Source organism: Alterirhizorhabdus solaris, from assembly GCF_007785815.1.
Taxonomy (GTDB): domain Bacteria; phylum Pseudomonadota; class Alphaproteobacteria; order Sphingomonadales; family Sphingomonadaceae; genus Alterirhizorhabdus; species Alterirhizorhabdus solaris.
On sequence record NZ_VNIM01000026.1, the window covers coordinates 1 to 15840 of the forward strand.

General features: G+C 70.3%; 15 protein-coding genes, 1 pseudogene and 1 riboswitch. Of the genes and pseudogenes, 9 read left to right on the forward strand and 7 right to left on the reverse strand.

Features of this window, described 5'->3' with window-relative positions; genetic code table 11:
* Positions 1-154 precede the first annotated feature (154 nt).
* The 7 genes and pseudogenes from FOY91_RS08315 to cobS form a co-directional block, all read left to right on the forward strand.
* Positions 155-592, forward strand: a pseudogene (locus tag FOY91_RS08315) (ATP-binding cassette domain-containing protein); the annotation flags it as partial.
* A gap of 21 nt (positions 593-613) precedes the next feature.
* Positions 614-838, forward strand: a riboswitch (cobalamin riboswitch).
* Positions 839-975: 137 nt separating this feature from the next.
* On the forward strand, positions 976-2940 hold the full coding sequence (locus FOY91_RS08320) for a TonB-dependent receptor plug domain-containing protein (RefSeq protein WP_145150004.1): 1965 nt from the start codon (positions 976-978) through the stop codon (positions 2938-2940).
* An 11-nt stretch (positions 2941-2951) separates the two neighbouring features.
* Complete coding sequence (locus FOY91_RS08325) at positions 2952-3503, forward strand: hypothetical protein (RefSeq protein ID WP_145150006.1); 552 nt, start codon at positions 2952-2954, stop codon at positions 3501-3503.
* Entirely contained in the window at positions 3503-3910 is a 408-nt protein-coding gene (locus FOY91_RS08330) for a DUF1636 domain-containing protein (RefSeq protein WP_145150008.1), read from the forward strand. Before FOY91_RS08325 ends, FOY91_RS08330 begins: the two co-directional genes overlap by 1 nt.
* Positions 3907-4920, forward strand: coding sequence for a nicotinate-nucleotide--dimethylbenzimidazole phosphoribosyltransferase (gene cobT, locus FOY91_RS08335; protein ID WP_145150010.1), 1014 nt, complete (start codon positions 3907-3909; stop codon positions 4918-4920). The genes FOY91_RS08330 and cobT overlap by 4 nt, the downstream gene beginning before the upstream one ends.
* Before the next feature lie 23 nt (positions 4921-4943).
* Positions 4944-5501, forward strand: coding sequence for a histidine phosphatase family protein (locus tag FOY91_RS08340; RefSeq protein WP_420822871.1), 558 nt, complete (start codon positions 4944-4946; stop codon positions 5499-5501).
* Positions 5498-6211 (forward strand): adenosylcobinamide-GDP ribazoletransferase, encoded by a 714-nt coding sequence (gene cobS, locus FOY91_RS08345; RefSeq protein WP_145150013.1) that lies wholly within the window; start codon positions 5498-5500, stop codon positions 6209-6211. The genes FOY91_RS08340 and cobS overlap by 4 nt, the downstream gene beginning before the upstream one ends.
* A gap of 9 nt (positions 6212-6220) precedes the next feature.
* Here the strand turns inward: cobS and FOY91_RS08350 are convergent, their stop codons facing one another.
* The 3 genes from FOY91_RS08350 to FOY91_RS08360 all read right to left on the reverse strand — a co-directional run bounded on the left by FOY91_RS08350 (position 6221) and on the right by FOY91_RS08360 (position 8639).
* A complete protein-coding gene (locus tag FOY91_RS08350; protein WP_145150015.1) occupies positions 6221-6622 on the reverse strand; it encodes a hypothetical protein in 402 nt (133 codons plus the stop codon).
* Positions 6623-6715: 93 nt separating this feature from the next.
* Positions 6716-7657 (reverse strand): adenosylcobinamide-phosphate synthase CbiB, encoded by a 942-nt coding sequence (gene cbiB / locus FOY91_RS08355; RefSeq protein WP_145150017.1) that lies wholly within the window; start codon positions 7655-7657, stop codon positions 6716-6718.
* Positions 7650-8639 (reverse strand): aminotransferase class I/II-fold pyridoxal phosphate-dependent enzyme, encoded by a 990-nt coding sequence (locus tag FOY91_RS08360; protein WP_420822869.1) that lies wholly within the window; start codon positions 8637-8639, stop codon positions 7650-7652. The genes cbiB and FOY91_RS08360 overlap by 8 nt, the downstream gene beginning before the upstream one ends.
* A 71-nt stretch (positions 8640-8710) precedes the next feature.
* On the opposite strand from FOY91_RS08360, the gene cobU reads away from it, so the two are divergent.
* The gene (cobU, locus tag FOY91_RS08365) at positions 8711-9241 is read left to right on the forward strand and encodes a bifunctional adenosylcobinamide kinase/adenosylcobinamide-phosphate guanylyltransferase (RefSeq protein ID WP_420822870.1); all 531 of its coding nucleotides are present in this window, start codon (positions 8711-8713) and stop codon (positions 9239-9241) included.
* A gap of 9 nt (positions 9242-9250) precedes the next feature.
* Here the strand turns inward: cobU and FOY91_RS08370 are convergent, their stop codons facing one another.
* From FOY91_RS08370 to FOY91_RS08380, 3 genes are all read right to left on the reverse strand, one after another.
* Complete coding sequence (locus tag FOY91_RS08370) at positions 9251-11119, reverse strand: ATP-binding protein (protein WP_145150023.1); 1869 nt, start codon at positions 11117-11119, stop codon at positions 9251-9253.
* Between the two features lie 432 nt (positions 11120-11551).
* Positions 11552-13162, reverse strand: a complete 1611-nt coding sequence (locus tag FOY91_RS08375) for a carboxyl transferase domain-containing protein (RefSeq protein ID WP_145150025.1) — start codon at positions 13160-13162, stop codon at positions 11552-11554.
* Positions 13159-14298 carry an isovaleryl-CoA dehydrogenase gene (locus FOY91_RS08380; protein ID WP_145150027.1) on the reverse strand — a complete coding sequence of 380 codons (1140 nt, stop codon included), beginning with the start codon at positions 14296-14298 and terminating at the stop codon, positions 13159-13161. Before FOY91_RS08380 ends, FOY91_RS08375 begins: the two co-directional genes overlap by 4 nt.
* Positions 14299-14391: 93 nt before the next feature.
* Here FOY91_RS08380 and FOY91_RS08385 point away from each other — a divergent pair, with 93 nt between their 5' ends.
* Entirely contained in the window at positions 14392-15276 is an 885-nt protein-coding gene (locus FOY91_RS08385; protein WP_145150029.1) for a LysR family transcriptional regulator, read from the forward strand.
* A 50-nt stretch (positions 15277-15326) separates the two neighbouring features.
* On the opposite strand, the gene FOY91_RS08390 is transcribed toward FOY91_RS08385, so the two are convergent.
* Positions 15327-15812 (reverse strand): hypothetical protein, encoded by a 486-nt coding sequence (locus tag FOY91_RS08390; protein ID WP_145150032.1) that lies wholly within the window; start codon positions 15810-15812, stop codon positions 15327-15329.
* Between the last annotated feature and the right edge of the window lie 28 nt (positions 15813-15840).

Sequence of the window (15840 nt, forward strand, 5' to 3'; positions counted from 1 at the left end):
TATGGAGGGGTAAGCGACGAGTGTAATAGACAGCGTGGCAGAGTAATCCACCACCGACAGTCAGGGTTTTTTTTTTTTTAAAGACAAAAGCCGGAAAAAGACTCCCGGAGATGTCTCGTGGGCCGGGGGATTTTTAAAAGACAAAAACCCCCCCCCCGCCGATGCCGCCGCGATCGAGGCGGCGATGCGCGAGACGGGCACGCTCCATTTACGCGCCCGCACCGCCACCGAACTTTCCGGCGGCGAGCGCGCGCGCGTGCTGCTCGCCCGCGCGCTGGCGGTGGGGGCGAACGCGCTGATCGTGGACGAACCGCTCGCCTCGCTCGATCCCGGCCATCAGCTCGAAGTGATGGCGCTGCTCGCCGCGCGGGCAAAGGCGGGGGCGCTGGTGGTGGTTATCCTCCACGACCTCGCCATCGCCGCGCGTTTCTGCGATCGCCTCCTGCTGCTCGACGGCGGCCGGCTGGTGGCGGACGGCGCGCCCGATGCCGTGCTGACCGACACGGCGCTGGCCCGCGTCTATGGCATCATCGCGCATCGCGGCACGGTGGCGGGCGCGCCGTTGATCGTGCCGCTGCATCGCAGCCATTGACGCCGCCCCGGCGCCCGCACTAACGGGGCCGCTGCGACAGGTTCCCCGGCGACGGGGATGAAAAGGGAACGGGAAAACCCCGGCTGCCCCTGCAACTGTAAGCGGCGAGCCGACGCGCCACATGCCATTGGGGTTTCGATCCTGAGAAGGCGGCGCGGAGGAGTTCCGACAGGGCATTGCCTTGCCGGGGTTCCTCACCGGCATTGACCCGCGAGCCAGGAGACCTGCCTGACGCAGTCGTCCTTCGTCCGGCCAGGGTGCGCCGAGCGGACGGGTAAGACCCCGAGCGACGACATCGCCGACCCGCGTTCCGCGCGGGGGTGAGGTCGTGCGCCTTTCCCCTGTCGCGGCGTGCGGGCCTTCGACTGTCACAGGGGGTTCCATTGATCAAATACGCATTGCCGCTCGTTCTGCTCGCCGCCACGCCGGCGTTCGCCGCCGCCGATCTTGCGGAGGGCGCGCCTGCGCCCGACGCCGCCGCCACGCCCGAGTCGGACGCCATCGTCGTCACCGCCGCCCGCGCGCCGATCGACCGTGATCGCATCGCCTCCTCCATCACCGTGCTGGACAAGGCGGCGATCGACCGCAACCAGGATATCGGCGTGTCGGAGCTGCTCCTCCGCACGCCCGGCATCAGCCTGTCGCGCAACGGCGGCTACGGCACCAACACCTCGCTGCGCATCCGCGGCGCCGAGGCGGACCAGACCGTCGTGGTGATCGACGGGGTGAAGCTGAACGATCCGTCGTCGCCCGGCGGCGGCTACAACTTCGCCAACCTGCTCACCGCCGACGCCACCCGGATCGAGGTGCTGCGCGGACCGCAGTCGATCCTGTGGGGCAGCCAGGCGATCGGCGGCGTCGTCAACATCGTGACGCCGCTGGCGGAACGCGCACTGGAGGGCAGCGTCGATCTGGAAACCGGCTCGCGCGAGACGGTGAGCGGTCGCGCCGCGCTGGGCGGCCGCACCGGGCCGCTGGCATGGCGGGTGGGCGCACAGGCGTTCACCACCGACGGCATCTCGGCGATCGCCCCGACCGCGAACGGCGGCGGGCGCGAGAAGGACGGCTATACCAACCAGACGGTACAGGGCCGCGCCGTGCTCGATCTGGCCAGCAACGTGAGCGCGGACGTGCGCGGCTATTACTCCCACGGCCGCACCGAGATCGATTCGACCACCGCCGATACCCGCGACTATTCGCTCAACCGCGAGTTCGTCGGCTATGCCGGGCTGAACGTCGACCTGTTCGACGGCAAGCTGCACAACCGCTTCGGCTATGGCTACACCGATACCGACCGCGATAATTACAGCCCAACCCGCGCCCGCCAGCTTACCTTCGACGCGGCCGGCCGCAACGAGCGGCTGGAATATCAGGGCAACCTCACGCTCGGCCAGCGGCTGAACGCGGTGTTCGGCGTGGAGAACGAGCGGTCGCGCTTCCGCTCCGTCTCGCCGCCCGCCGCGCTGACCGCGCGCGTGCCCGATCCGGCGCGCGGGCGCGCGGAGATCACCGGCGTGTACGGCCAGCTCAACGCCGAGATCGTGACCGGGCTGACGCTGACCGGCGGCATCCGCCACGACGACCACAGTCGCTTCGGCGGGCGCACGCTGTTCGCCGGCGGGGGCGCATGGGTGCTGCCCACCGGCACCGTGCTGCGCGCCAGCTATGCCGAGGGGTTCAAGGCGCCGACTTTGTATCAGCTGTCCTCCGAGTTCGGCAATCAGGCGCTGGCGCCGGAGGAAGCCAAGGGCTGGGAGGCCGGCGGCGAACAACGCTTCATGGATGGCGCGCTGGCCTTCGGCGCCACCTACTTCGAGCGGCGGACGATCAACCAGATCATCTACAACAGCTGTGCCGCCAACTCAGCCCTCCCGCTCTGTTTTCAGCCGGGATCGACCACCCGCCGCGCCGGCTACTACCAGAACGTCGCCCGCGCCTTCGCCCAGGGCATTGAGGCGACCGCCCAAGCGCAGGTGGGCAGCCGCTTGCTGATCGACGGCAACTACAGCTGGACGGAAGCGGAGGATCGCTCGGCCGGCGCGAACTTCGGCCGCTGGCTGCCGCGTCGCCCGCGCCACGCCGCCAATGCGTCGGCCACCTACACGCTGCCCGGCGGACCTTCGCTGGGGGTGGCGGCACGCTGGTCCGGCCACACGTTCGACAATGCCGCCAACAGCGTGCGCCTCGATGACTACACGCTGGTCGACGTGCGCGCCGAGCTGCCGCTGTCCGATGCGGTGCGGCTGTTCGCCCGCGTCGAGAATGTGTTCGACGAGCAGTACCAGACCGCCTTCCGCTACGGCACGCTCGGCCGCAGCGTCTATGCCGGCCTGCGCGGCCGCTTCTGATGGAGACCGGGATGACACACACCCTCACCACCCGCCGCGCCTCGACGCTGTGGATCATGCTGCTGACGCTGGCGAGCGCGGCGACGACGCTGGCGTTCGCCTGCGCCACCCCCTTCCCCGCACTCGCTGCACTCGCCGCCGCGCATATGCGGCGGGCGGACGGCGTGTGGCTGGCGCTGGCGGCGGGGGCCTGTTCGCAGGTGATCGGCTTCGGCCTGCTCGGCTATCCGCACGATCCCGCCACCGTCGCGCGCGGCGTGGCGATCGGGGTGGCGGCGGTGGCCGGCGCGCTGGCGGCCCATGCGGCGGTGGCACGCGCGCCCGCCTCCCCGGCACTGCGGCTGGCGGTCGGCTTCGGCGCGGCGTTCGTCGCGTTCAAGGCGGCGCTGCTGCTCGCGTCGCTAGCGGTGAGCGGCCTCGGCGGTGGGATGGAGGCGGGTATCCTCGCGCGGCAGATCGTTCGGAACGGCGCGATCCTGCTCGGGCTGCTGACGCTGTACCATGGCGTGATCGACCTCGGCGTGGCGGCCCCGCGCACCGCCCCGCGCCGGGTGGTCGCCTGATGCTCCGCCCCGTCGAGGAGGGCGCGGCGGTGGTCGCGTGCAGCACCTGCCGCGCCAGCGCCGGCGCCCGCGAGGATGACGAGGGGGTGCGCGGCGGTGCCCGCCTCGTCGCCGCGCTTCATGCCGTGAAGGCAAGCGACCCGATCTACGGAACGGTGGCCGTGCAGGAGATGCCGTGCCTGTTCGCCTGCACCGATTTCTGCACGGTGCACCTGCGCGCGCCGGGCAAGATCGGCTACGTGCTCGGCCGCTTCACCCCGGACGAGGATGCCGCCCGCGCGATCCTGGATCACGCCGTCCTCTATGCCGCCAGCGAGATCGGACAGGTGCCGTTCCGCCAGTGGCCGGCGGGGGTGAAGGGGCATTTCATCACCCGCACGCCACCCGCCGGCTTCGTCGTGGAATGAGCGCCTTCGCCTCCCCCGCCGCCTTTGCCGCCGCGCTCATCCGGCTTCGCGCGCCCGATGCGGCGGCGCGGGCGGCGGCGGCGGCGCGGCAGGATACGCTGACCAAACCCCCCGGCTCGCTGGGCCGGCTGGAGGAGGTGGCGATCTTCATGGCCGGCTGGCAGGGGCGCGATACCCCCCGGCTGGAACAGGCGCGGGTGGCGGTGTTCGCCGGCAATCACGGCGTGGCGGCACGCGGTGTCAGCGCCTTTCCTTCCGCCGTCACCGCCCAGATGGTGACGAACTACCGGCGCGGCGGCGCCGCGATCAACGCGCTGGCCGAGGCCGCCGGGCTGGAGCTGGCGGTGGTGCCGATCGACCTCGATCGCCCGACGCACGATTTCACCACCGGCCCGGCGATGGACGAGGCCGATTGCCTCGCCGCGCTGAACGCCGGGGCGGCGGTGGTCGTGCCGGGGCTGGATCTGCTCGCGCTCGGCGAGATGGGCATCGGCAATTCCACCGCCGCCGCAGCACTCTGCGCCGCCAGCCTGGGCGGGACGGCGGCGGACTGGGTCGGCCCCGGCACAGGCGTGCGCGGCGCGGCCCTGTCCACGAAAGCCGGCGTGATCGATACGGCGCTGGCGCTGCACTGGCCGGCCGCCACCGCCCCGTTCGAGATCCTGCGCCGGCTGGGCGGGCGCGAGATCGTGGCGATCGCCGGCGCGGTGGTCGCGGCGCGGCAGGCGGGCGTGCCGGTGCTGCTGGACGGTTTCATCTGCGGCGCCGCCATCGCGCCGATCGCCGCCTTCCACCCCGCGATCGTCGATCACTGCCTCGCCGCGCACTGCTCGGCCGAGCCGGGCCACGCCCGCCTGCTCGACCGGCTGGGCCTGCAACCCCTGCTGTCGCTGGACATGCGGCTGGGCGAGGGCAGCGGCGCGGCGGTGGCCGCCGGCCTCGTCCGCGCCAGCCTGACGGCGCACGCGCGGATGTCGACCTTCACCGACGCCGGGGTTTCGAGCAGGTGAGCGGGCCGGTCGTCGTGCACCTGATGCGTCACGGCGAACCGGCGATGACCGGCCGGCTGCTGGGCCGCACCGATGCACCCGCCACCGCCGTCGGCATCGAGGCATGCCGCCGGGCCGCCGCCGGGCTTATGGTGGAAGCGATCGTCTCGTCCGATCTCGTGCGCGCGGCAGCCTGCGCCGGGGCGATCGCGGCCCCGCTCGGCCTGTCGCCGCGTTATGATCCCCGCTGGCGCGAGCTCGATTTCGGCACGTGGGACGGGATGGCACCGGGTGGGATCGACCCGGACGCGCTCGCCCGGTTCCACGCCGACCCCGATGCCGCGCCGCCACCTGAAGGCGAACGCTGGTCCGCGCTGACGGCGCGGGTCGCCGATGCGCTGGCGGCGATCGACCGGCCGGCTCTGGTCGTCACCCACGCCGGCGCGATGCGCGCGGCGCTGGCGGCGACGTGCGGGTTCGACGTGCATCAGGCGTGGGCCTTCGCCCTGCCCTATGCCGCGTGCCTCTCGCTGACGCTGTGGCCGGGTACACCCCCGATGGCGCAGATCACCGGCCTCGCGTCACCCGGTTTCGCTGCATGAGGCGGCTGATCGTCGCGATCGGTTTCCTCACGCGCCTGCCCGTGCCGATCGTCGTGGCGGACGCGGACGACTTCGCCGGGGCGATCCGCTGCTATCCGCTGGTCGGGCTGCTCGTGGGTGCGGGCGTGGCGTCGGCGGGCTGGCTCGGGACGATGATCGATCCGTGGGCAGGCGCGCTGGCGGCACTGGCGGCATGGGTGGCGATCACCGGCGCGCTGCATCTCGATGGCCTGGCCGATCTGGCCGACGGGCTGGGCGCCGCGCATGGCGACCGCACGCGGCTGCTGGCGGTGATGGCCGATCCGCATGTCGGCAGTTTCGGCGTGGTGGCGCTGGTGCTGCAACTGCTCGCCAAGCTGGTGCTGCTCCACGCCGTCGCCCCGATCGGCTGGGTGCCGCTGATGCTGGTGCCGTTCGCCGCGCGCATCGGCCCGCTGGCCTGGGCGCGCTGGCTGCCGCCGTTGAAACCCGGCGGCCTCGGCGCGAGCGTGGCGGCAGCCGTACGCCGGCGCGACCTGACTGGCTGGGCGCTGCTGCTCGCCGCCGGGGCGGTCGCAGCGCCAGCGCTGCTGGCGACACCGCTGCTGATCGGCGCGATCGGCCTGTGGCTGCGGCGCCGGCTCGGCGGCATCACGGGCGACGCGCATGGCGCGGGGATCGAACTGGTGGAGACGGGGCTGTTGGTAGCGCTGGCCACCTCGGCCGCATAAGCCCCGTCGTCAGTTCGGGCGCGGCGTCCGGATCGGCAGCAACCGCCCGACGAGGGCATCGGTGCAGCCCGCATCGGTGAAGCGGCAACTGAGGGTGCCGTTCCCCACCGGCCTGCCGGCCCCGGGGCAACGCGAGCTCGACTTCACGAAGAAGCGCGTCCGTTTGCCGGTCAGCCGGGCAGCCCCCGTGCCGCACGGCTTGTAGAAATGACCGACTTCGTTTTTCAGGGCTGCCTCCCTGAAATAAGTCACTTCATAGTCGGAAGATGCAGCTGCCTGCCCGACGGCAGGAATACCAAGACACACCATGGTGAGAAGTATCGACCTCATCCGCATGAACGTCACTCCACAACGACTCGAGGAAATCATCAAGTCGGCCGATGATAACGCGACATCCGTCTCCTGGAACATGCTTCGGGTAATCTGATCCGGATTACGGTTTCCCTCCCCGGATTTTTGACAGGCCATGTCAGCACTGGACGAGGCTGACCCGGTCGTCCGAGGTTATGCCATCCAGCCCCACAGCGCCGCCAACCCCCACAACATCAAACACGCCCGCCGCTGCACCCACAACGCGCGGCGGATATCGCGCGGCCCGGCGTCGCTGCGGCCCGCCCCGATCCACGGCTTCGCCAGCGTCACGCCGTCATACACCAGCGGACCGGCCACCCGCAGGCCAAGCGTGCCGGCCATCGCCGCCTCGGTCCAGCCGGCGTTGGGGGAGGCGTGGTGGCGGGCGTCACGCCACATTATCCGCCAGCCGCCGCCGCCGGCCACGCACAGGATCACCCCGCCCAACCGCGCCGGCAGCAGGTTCACCGCGTCGTCCAGCCGCGCGGCGGCCCAGCCAAACGCGCGCCAGCGCGGCTCGCGGTGGCCGATCAGGCTGTCAGCGGTGTTGATGCCCTTGTACGCCCACAGCCCCGGCAGCCCGAGCAGCAGCAGCCAGAACAACGGTGCCACGATGCCGTCGCAGAAGCTCTCGGCGAGGCTTTCGATCGCGGCGCGCGATACGCCCGCCTCATCCAGCCCGGCGGTGTCCCGGCCCACGATCATGCCCACCGCCCGGCGCGCGGCGGGAAGGTCGCCCGCCTCCAGCGCCGCAGCCACGGGGCGGACGTGATCGTCGAGGCTGCGCTGCGCCAGCCCGGGGGCGGCGAGCAACGAGACGCCCAGCCAGCCGAAACCCGCAGGCAACAGCCGGCGAACGAACACCTCCGCCATCCATGCCACCGCCGCCCCCGCGCCTGCCACCAGCACGATCGTGGCGATCCCGGCCAGCCGGCGGCGGCGGTCGCTGGACGCGGGCCGGTTCCACGCCGCCTCGCACGCGCCGATCAGGCGAGCGAATCCGCCGACCGGGTGACCGATGCGCGCGTAGAGCCACGTCGGCCAGCCGAACGCCGCATCCAGCACCAGCGCGATCAGGGCGACGGGTTCAGCGATGGCCGAGCGCCTCGTTTAGCCGCGACAGCGCCGCCGCATCACCGGGCAGGCCGAAGCGCAGCCAGCGCGGGTTGTACTCGAACGGGCGGGTGAGGATGCCGACGCGGGCCAGCCGATCGAACAGCACCGCCGCCGCGTCGGTTTCGACCAGCCGGAACAGCGGGCAGCCCCCGAGCGGTGTCAGGGCGTGTGAGGCCAGCACCCGGTCCAGCGCGGCAGCGGCCCCGGCCACGCCTTCGCGCATCCCGTCGATCCACCAGCTATCCCGATAGGCGGCGGTGCCGACAGCGATAGCGGTGGCCGATACCGGCCAGCTCCCCAGCAACGCCCGCATCCGCGCCACCAGCGTCGGCGCACCGCACGCGAACCCCAGCCGCACCCCCGCCAGCCCGAAATATTTGCCGAACGAGCGGAACACCAGCACCGGATCGTCCGCCCGCAGGTGCGGCAGCAGGCTCGCCTCCGGCGTCGCCTCGATGAATGCCTCGTCCACCACCAGCACGCCGCCGCGCGTACCCAGCCGGCGGGCCAGCGCCAGCAATCGCTCGAGGGGCAGCAGCCGGCCATCGGGGTTGTTCGGGTTCGCCAGCAGCAGCGTGCCGCCCTGCCCCGCCGCCTCGTCGATAGCCTCGACGGAGATTGCCATCGCGCGCGCCAGTGCCTCGCCATGCGTGCGGTAGCCGGGGGCGATATAACGGAACGGTGCGGGCAGGCCGAGGTGGCCGAGCAGGCGCAGGCCGATCTCGGTGCCGGGCAGCACCGCCACCGACGCATCCGGCACGCCGAACGCCGCCGCCGCCGCCCGCTCCAGCCCGGCCAGCGCCGTCACCGAAGGCAGCGCGCGCAGATCGACCGGCGGGACTGCGCCGTCCCATGCGAACGGGTTGATCCCGGTGGACAGGTCCAGCCACGGGCGCGGCGCATCGGGGAAGGCGGTAGCCGCCTCGTCCAGCCGGCCGCCGTGAAATGTCAGGGAATGCAACGCGAAGGCCTCGACGGGGGATCGGTGCGCCTCCATCAGCAATCGCGACGCGACAGGCAAGGATTATGGCGATGGCCGGCACATTGGAACGACCCGATCGCATGCTGCTGGTGCTGGGCGGCGCACGATCGGGCAAGAGCCGTCATGCCCAGCACATCGCTGAGGGTTGCGGCGGCGCACTCGTGTTCATCGCCACCGCGCAGGCGTTCGACACCGAGATGGAGGATCGCATCGCCCGCCACCGCAGCGACCGCGATGCACGCTGGCGCACGGTGGAGGCGCCGCTCGATCTGGCCGGGGCGATCGCGGCGGCGGATGCGGAGGATACGGTGATGCTGGTCGACTGCCTGACGCTCTGGGCCTCAAACCTGCTGCTGGGCACGGCGGATGCCGAGGCGGCCACTGAGGCGCTGGTGGCGGCGATGGCCGCGTCGCGGGGGCGGATCATCCTCGTCAGCAACGAGGTGGGGCTGGGCATCGTGCCGGACAATGCGCTGGCCCGCCGGTTCCGCGACCTGGCCGGCACGATCAACCAGCGTGTCGCGGCGGCGGCCGATCGCGTCCACTTCATCGCCGCCGGCCTGCCGCTGATCCTGAAATAGGCGCGCGTCTCAGCCCGCCGGATCGATCCACGCCAGCGTCACGCCCTCGGCCACCTGCGCGCCCGCCGCCACGGTCAGCTCGGCGATCACGCCGTCGAACGGGGCGAGCAACGCCTGCTCCATCTTCATCGCCTCCAGCACCAGCAGCTTCTGCCCCCTGATCACCGTTTCACCCGCCGCGACATCGACGGAGACGATCCGCCCCGGCATCGGCGACAGGATCAGCCCGTCGCCCGCCGCCGCCCCGCCGCCGGCATGAGCCGCCACCGGCGCGCCGAAGGCCCATGCCTCGCCGTTCAGGAACAGCACGGTCCCGCCGTCCAGCCGCGCCACGACCGGGGCCGGCCCGCCGGGGACCAGCGCCACGACATGCACCGTGCCGGCGACCTCCACCGCAATCCGCCGTTCGGCCGGGGCATCTAGGCGAAAGCCCGTCAGCGCCGCCCACGGATCGGTCGGCGCGTTCGGCAACAGCGCGTGCGCCGCCGCCTGGAGGATGGCGTCGGACGGATCGGCGCCGGGCACCAGCCGCTCGGCGTGGCGCTCGATGAAGCCGGTATCGATCCGGCCGGCGACGAAATCGGGATCGGCGGCGGCGCGGGCGAGGAAGCCGGCGTTGGTCCTCACCGGCCATACCTGCACCGCCCCCGCCGCCTGCGCCAGCCGGCGCGCCGCCCCGGCGCGGGTGGGCGCGTGGACGATCAGCTTGGCGATCATCGGGTCGTAATGCGGCGTCACCGCGCCGCCCTCCTCCACGCCGCTGTCGATGCGGATGCCGGACGGGAAGCGCAGCCGGTGCAGCGGGCCAGTGGAGGGCAGGAAACCGCTCGCCGGGTTTTCGGCATAGAGCCGCGCCTCCATCGCCCAGCCGTCGATCGCCAGATCGCCCTGCGCGCACGGCAACGGCTCGCCGGATGCGACGCGCAACTGCCACTCGACCAGATCCTGCCCGGTGATCGCCTCGGTCACCGGATGCTCCACCTGCAACCGCGTGTTCATCTCCATGAACCAGATGCGGTCGGCGCGCAGGCCTTCGCTGGCGTCGGCGATGAACTCGATCGTGCCGGCGCCGACATAGTCCACCGCCCGCGCCGCCTTCACCGCCGCCGCGCAGATCGCGGCGCGGGTGGACGCGTCCATGCCGGGGGCGGGCGCTTCCTCGATCACCTTCTGGTGGCGGCGCTGGAGCGAACAGTCGCGCTCGAACAGGTGGACGACGTTGCCGTGGGTGTCGCCGAATACCTGCACCTCGATATGGCGCGGGCTGAGAATATATTTCTCGATCAGCACCCGGTCGTCGCCGAACGAGGCGGCCGCCTCTCGCCGGCACGAGCCGAGCGCCTCGGCGAAATCGGCCGCGCCTTCCACGCGGCGCATCCCCTTGCCGCCGCCGCCGGCCACCGCCTTGATGAGCACGGGATAGCCGATCGCATCGGCCTCCGCCTGCAACCGCTCCGGCGACTGGTCCTCGCCCAGATAGCCGGGAGTGACGGGCACGCCGGCCGCGATCATCCGTGCCTTGGCCGCATCCTTCAGCCCCATCGCACGGATCGCGGCGGGCGGCGCGCCGACCCACACCAGCCCGGCCCCCTGCACCGCCTCGGCGAACCCGGCATTCTCGGAGAGGAAGCCGTAGCCGGGGTGGATCGCCCGCGCGTCCGTCCGCCGCGCCGCCGCGAGGATCTTCTCCGCCACCAGATAGCTTTCGCCCGCCGGCGCCGGGCCGATACACACCGCCTCGTCCGCCTCCGTCACGAACGGCATCGCCGCGTCCACATCGGAATGCACCGCGATCGTACGGACGCCCAGCGCCTGCGCGGTGCGGTTGATGCGGCGGGCGATCTCGCCGCGATTGGCGATGAGGAGGGAGCGGATCATGGTGCTACTTCCAAAATTCGCGTAATATGTAGTGGTGATTTATGCCCGTAAGGGTCTAGAATTGCTCTGCTGGAAAAGCTCCAGACTGCCCAGTGTCCATAGGGCTTCCACTCGATCGACTTTGTCTTATCAATCGGGCCTTGGGGATATAAAGCCAGACAGTTCAATAGGGCATCATGTTTAAGATTCATGAGTTCAAACTCAGGACCGATCGAATATATCTTCCCAATTATCGCTCTATCAAAGTTCAAAATCGCGTCTTGCAATATACCTATCGAAGTACTCGCATTTATTGATCGCGCTTTTGATGACTTTCTATTGTCTTTGATGTATGCGGCGACTTCATCATAAGTTCTGCTGCATAATGTCGCGACTGCCGCTTGGCCGCACCCTTTTTCTCCCGGTTGAGCAATTGTACGCAAAACCACCCCCTCACATCCGGAACAGGCCGAACTGCGCGCGTTCCGGAATGGGCGCGTTCAGCGTGGCGGAGAGGGCGAGGCCCAGCACGTCGCGGGTCTGTGCCGGGTCGATGATACCGTCGTCCCACAGGCGGGCGGTGGCGAAATAGGGGTTTCCCTCCGCCTCGTAGCGCGCGCGCACGGGCGCCTTGAACGCCTCGGCCTCCTCCGGCGTCCACGTTTCGGCATCGCGGTGGACGGTCGCCAGGACGCTCGCCGCCTGCTCCCCGCCCATCACGCTGATCCGCGCGTTCGGCCAGCTGAACAGGAAGCGGGGGGAATAGGCCCGACCGCACATGCCATAATTGCCCGCGCCGAAGCTGCCGCCGACCAGCACCGTGATCTTGGGTACGCTCGCCGTCGCCACCGCCGTCACCAGCTTGGCGCCATGCTTGGCGATGCCTTCCGCCTCATATTTGCCGCCGACCATGAAGCCGGAGATGTTCTGGAGGAACAGCAAAGGCACGCGCCGCTGGCATGCCAGCTCGATGAAGTGCGCGCCCTTCTGCGCGCTTTCGGAAAACAGCACGCCGTTGTTGGCGAGGATCGCCACCGGCATCCCCCAGATCCGCGCGAAGCCGCAGACCAAAGTGGTGCCGTACAGCGCCTTGAACTCGTGGAACGAGGAGCCGTCGACGATCCGGGCGATCACCTCGTGCACGTCATAGGGCGCGCGCACGTCGGTGGGCACGATGCCGTACAGCCCGGCCGGGTCCAGCTTCGGCGGCACCGGCTCGGCGATTTCGATATCCAGTGCCTTGGGCCGGTTCAGCGTCGCGACGATATCGCGGACGATCAGCAGCGCATGTTCGTCGTTCTCGGCGACATGATCGACCACGCCGGACTTGCGCCCGTGCGTATCGGCCCCGCCCAGCTCCTCGGCGGAGATCACCTCGCCGGTGGCGGCCTTCACCAGCGGCGGGCCGGCGAGGAAGATGGTGCCCTGCCCGCGCACGATCACCGTTTCGTCCGACATGGCCGGCACATAGGCGCCACCCGCGGTGCAACTGCCCATCACACAGGCGATCTGCGGGATCCCCTCGGCCGACATCTGCGCCTGATTGAAGAAGATGCGGCCGAAGTGATCGCGGTCGGGGAACACCTCGGCCTGATGCGGCAGGTTCGCGCCGCCGCTGTCCACCAGATAGAGGCACGGCAGACGGTTCTGTTGCGCGATCTCTTGCGCACGCAGGTGCTTCTTCACCGTCAATGGGAAGTATGCGCCGCCCTTCACCGTCGGGTCGTTCGCCACGATCATGCATTCGCGGCCGGAAACGCGGCCGATGCCGGTGATGACGCCCGCGCCCGGTGCGCCTTCCGGATCGCGCGCGTCGCCGTACATGCCGTTGGCCGCCAGCGCCGCGATTTCGAGGAACGGGGAACCGGGATCGAGCAGGCGGTAGACGCGATCACGCGGCAGCAGCTTGCCCCGCGCGACATGCCGTTCACGCGAGGCGGCCGAACCACCCAGCGCCGCCGTCGCCACCCGCGCGTTCAACTCCGAGACCAGCGCGCGATTGTGCGCGTCGTTCACCCGGAACGGCTCGGCCGCGGCGTCGGCGAGGGTCGTCAGCACGGTCATTGGCCGATCAGCTCCCGCCCGATCAGCATCCGCCGGATTTCGTTGGTGCCCGCGCCGATGTCGAGCAGCTTGGCATCGCGCAGGAAGCGTTCGACCGGCCAGTCCTTCGTGTAGCCGGCCCCACCCAGCGCCTGGATCGCCTCCAGCGCCACCTTCACCGCATTTTCGGAGGCGAGCAGGATCGCGCCCGCCGCATCGAACCGCGTCGTCTTGCCCGCATCGCAGGCGCGCGCGACCGCATAGACGTAAGCCCGCGCGGAGTTGAGCGCGACGTACATGTCCGCCACCTTGGCCTGCATCAGCTGGAACGAGCCGATCGCCACACCGAACTGCTTGCGTTCGCGCAGGTAGGGCAACACCACGTCGAGGCAGGCCTGCATGATGCCGAGCTGGATGCCGGCCAGTACCGTGCGCTCGTAATCGAGGCCGGACATCAGGATGCCGACACCGCCGTTGAGCGGCCCCATGATGTTGTCGTCCGGCACTACGCAGTCGTCGAACACCAGCTCGGCGGTGGGCGATCCGCGCATCCCCATCTTGTCGATCTTCTGGCCGATAGAGAAGCCGGCCATCCCCTTCTCGATCAGGAAGGTGGTGAGGCCGCGCGACCCCTCGCCGGTGCGGGCATATACCACCAGCGTGTCGGCATAGGGGGCGTTGGTGATCCAGAACTTCGTGCCGTTCAGCACGTAATCGCCGCCGCGCTTCTCGGCCCGCAGCTTCATGCCCACCACGTCGGAGCCGGCGCCCGCCTCCGACATGGCGAGGCTGCCGACATGCTCGCCGGAGATCAGCTTCGGCAGATAGCGCCGCTTCTGCCCGTCGCTGCCCCAGCGGCGGATCTGGTTGACGCACAGGTTGCTGTGCGCGCCATAGCTGAGGCCCACGGACGCGGACGCGCGGGCGATCTCCTCCTGCGCGACGACATGTTCGAGATAGCCGAGGCCGAGGCCGCCCCACTCCTCCTCCACGGTGATGCCGTGCAGACCGAGCGCGCCCATCTCCGGCCACAGGTCGCGCGGGAACCAGTCCTCCGCGTCGATCCTGGCGGCGAGCGGCGCGATACGATCGGCGGCGAAGCGCGCGGTCGTCTCGCGGATCGTTTCCGCCATTTCGCCCAGCGCGAAGTCGAACATGCACCCTCTCCCGGCCTGTCAGGCATATGGCATAGCCTGTCCGCCGCTGCGGGGAAAATTGAAATCACCGTCGGCATATCATAGGCCGTGTCTATGATGGACCGCTATCTGCTGCGCTATTTCCTCGCCGTGATCGACGCCGGCAACTTCTCGCGGGCGGCGGCGCAGTGCAACGTTTCGCAGCCCACGCTCTCGGTCGGCATCGCCAAGCTGGAGCGGCAGGCCGGGCAACCGCTGTTCCACCGCACCAACCGGCGGGTGGAACTGACCGCCGCCGGCGCCCGGTTCGCCACCCACGCCCGCCGGATCGAGGCGGAGTTCGCGCTGGCCGAGCATGTCGTGCGCGAGGCGGTGCCGCGCACCACGCTGCGGCTGGGCGTGCTGGTGACGATCCCCGCCGGCTGGATCGAAACCTTCGTCACGCGCCTCGGCGACACGCCGGGACGCCTGCCGATCGAGATCGTCGAGGGGCGCGAGCGCGACTTGATCGAGCAGCTGTCGCGCGGGCGGATCGACGTGGCGCTCACGCTGGTCCGCGCCGAGAGCGACCGCTTCGCCGCCGAGCCCTTGTTCGAGGAGGGCTATGCGCTGGCGCTGCCCGCGAGCCACCCCCTTGCCGGCCGCCACACGATCGCGGCGGGCGAGCTTGCGGACAACGTGATGATCGTGCGCCGCCAGTGCGAGCTGCTGTCCGATACCAGCCGCCACTTCACCGCGCGCGGCGTGCGCCCCTTCTTCGCCGCCCGCACGCTCAGCGACGAGCGCGCGATCGGTTATGTCCGCAGTGGCCTTGGCGTGACGGTGATGCCGGCGTGCTTTCGCGATCCCGGAATCGTGCGGCCGAGGCTGGCCGACTTCGCCTTCACCCGCACGATCGGCCTGCTCTACGGCGCGCACGTGGACCGCACGGCGCTGCGCGGGGGCGCCACGCTCACTGCACTGGCGGATGAGGTGCGGGCGGCGCGACGCGGCGGCTGATCTGTTCGGCGACGCCGGTGGATCGCCAGCAGCGGGGGAGAGGCCGTCGGTCAGTTCCGCTCGTAGGCGACGATCGCAAGCTGTCGCCGTGTCCGCTCGGCCCTGACCTCATCCGCGTCCGGCAGGGGCGACCGGCCGCCATCGTTGACAAGCCGCACGAAGAACTCGTGGCCGCCGGGCACCGTAAGGGTGTCGATCGAAAGCGAGACGATCCCGAGCACCCGGAGATCGTAGAGGATCGCCTCGAACGAAGCCGGCGTGAAGCACCAGCAGTGCGTATCGCGGTAGGGCGCGTCCGGATCGAGCGCGATTTCCGCCGCGATGCGATGGGCCTCGCTCAGATGCTCGACCAATCGGACGCCATCGACAGCATCCAGCCGCCCCCAGCCCGAGCGATCGACGCCGTCGATGGGGTTCAGCGCATACAGCGCGATGTGCGAGAACACCTGCGCCGCCGTCGGCCGAGTCCGTTGCGACCACCAGGCCTCGAGCAGTTCGCCCGTCTGGCTGTTGGCGCGGAAATAATCGAAGCTCATCCAGCACCAACGTAGCGTAGCCGGCCGC

Coding starts and splice junctions, on each gene's coding strand:
- FOY91_RS08390 (WP_145150032.1), bottom strand. CDS start 15,812: ATGAGCTTCGATTATTTCCGCGCCAACAGCCAGACGGGCGAACTGCTC.
- FOY91_RS08325 (WP_145150006.1), top strand. CDS start 2,952: ATGACACACACCCTCACCACCCGCCGCGCCTCGACGCTGTGGATCATG.
- FOY91_RS08385 (WP_145150029.1), top strand. CDS start 14,392: ATGATGGACCGCTATCTGCTGCGCTATTTCCTCGCCGTGATCGACGCC.
- FOY91_RS08380 (WP_145150027.1), bottom strand. CDS start 14,298: ATGTTCGACTTCGCGCTGGGCGAAATGGCGGAAACGATCCGCGAGACG.
- cobU (WP_420822870.1), top strand. CDS start 8,711: ATGGCCGGCACATTGGAACGACCCGATCGCATGCTGCTGGTGCTGGGC.
- FOY91_RS08370 (WP_145150023.1), bottom strand. CDS start 11,119: ATGATCCGCTCCCTCCTCATCGCCAATCGCGGCGAGATCGCCCGCCGC.
- FOY91_RS08350 (WP_145150015.1), bottom strand. CDS start 6,622: ATGTTCCAGGAGACGGATGTCGCGTTATCATCGGCCGACTTGATGATT.
- cobT (WP_145150010.1), top strand. CDS start 3,907: ATGAGCGCCTTCGCCTCCCCCGCCGCCTTTGCCGCCGCGCTCATCCGG.
- cobS (WP_145150013.1), top strand. CDS start 5,498: ATGAGGCGGCTGATCGTCGCGATCGGTTTCCTCACGCGCCTGCCCGTG.
- FOY91_RS08330 (WP_145150008.1), top strand. CDS start 3,503: ATGCTCCGCCCCGTCGAGGAGGGCGCGGCGGTGGTCGCGTGCAGCACC.
- FOY91_RS08375 (WP_145150025.1), bottom strand. CDS start 13,162: ATGACCGTGCTGACGACCCTCGCCGACGCCGCGGCCGAGCCGTTCCGG.
- FOY91_RS08340 (WP_420822871.1), top strand. CDS start 4,944: ATGCGTCACGGCGAACCGGCGATGACCGGCCGGCTGCTGGGCCGCACC.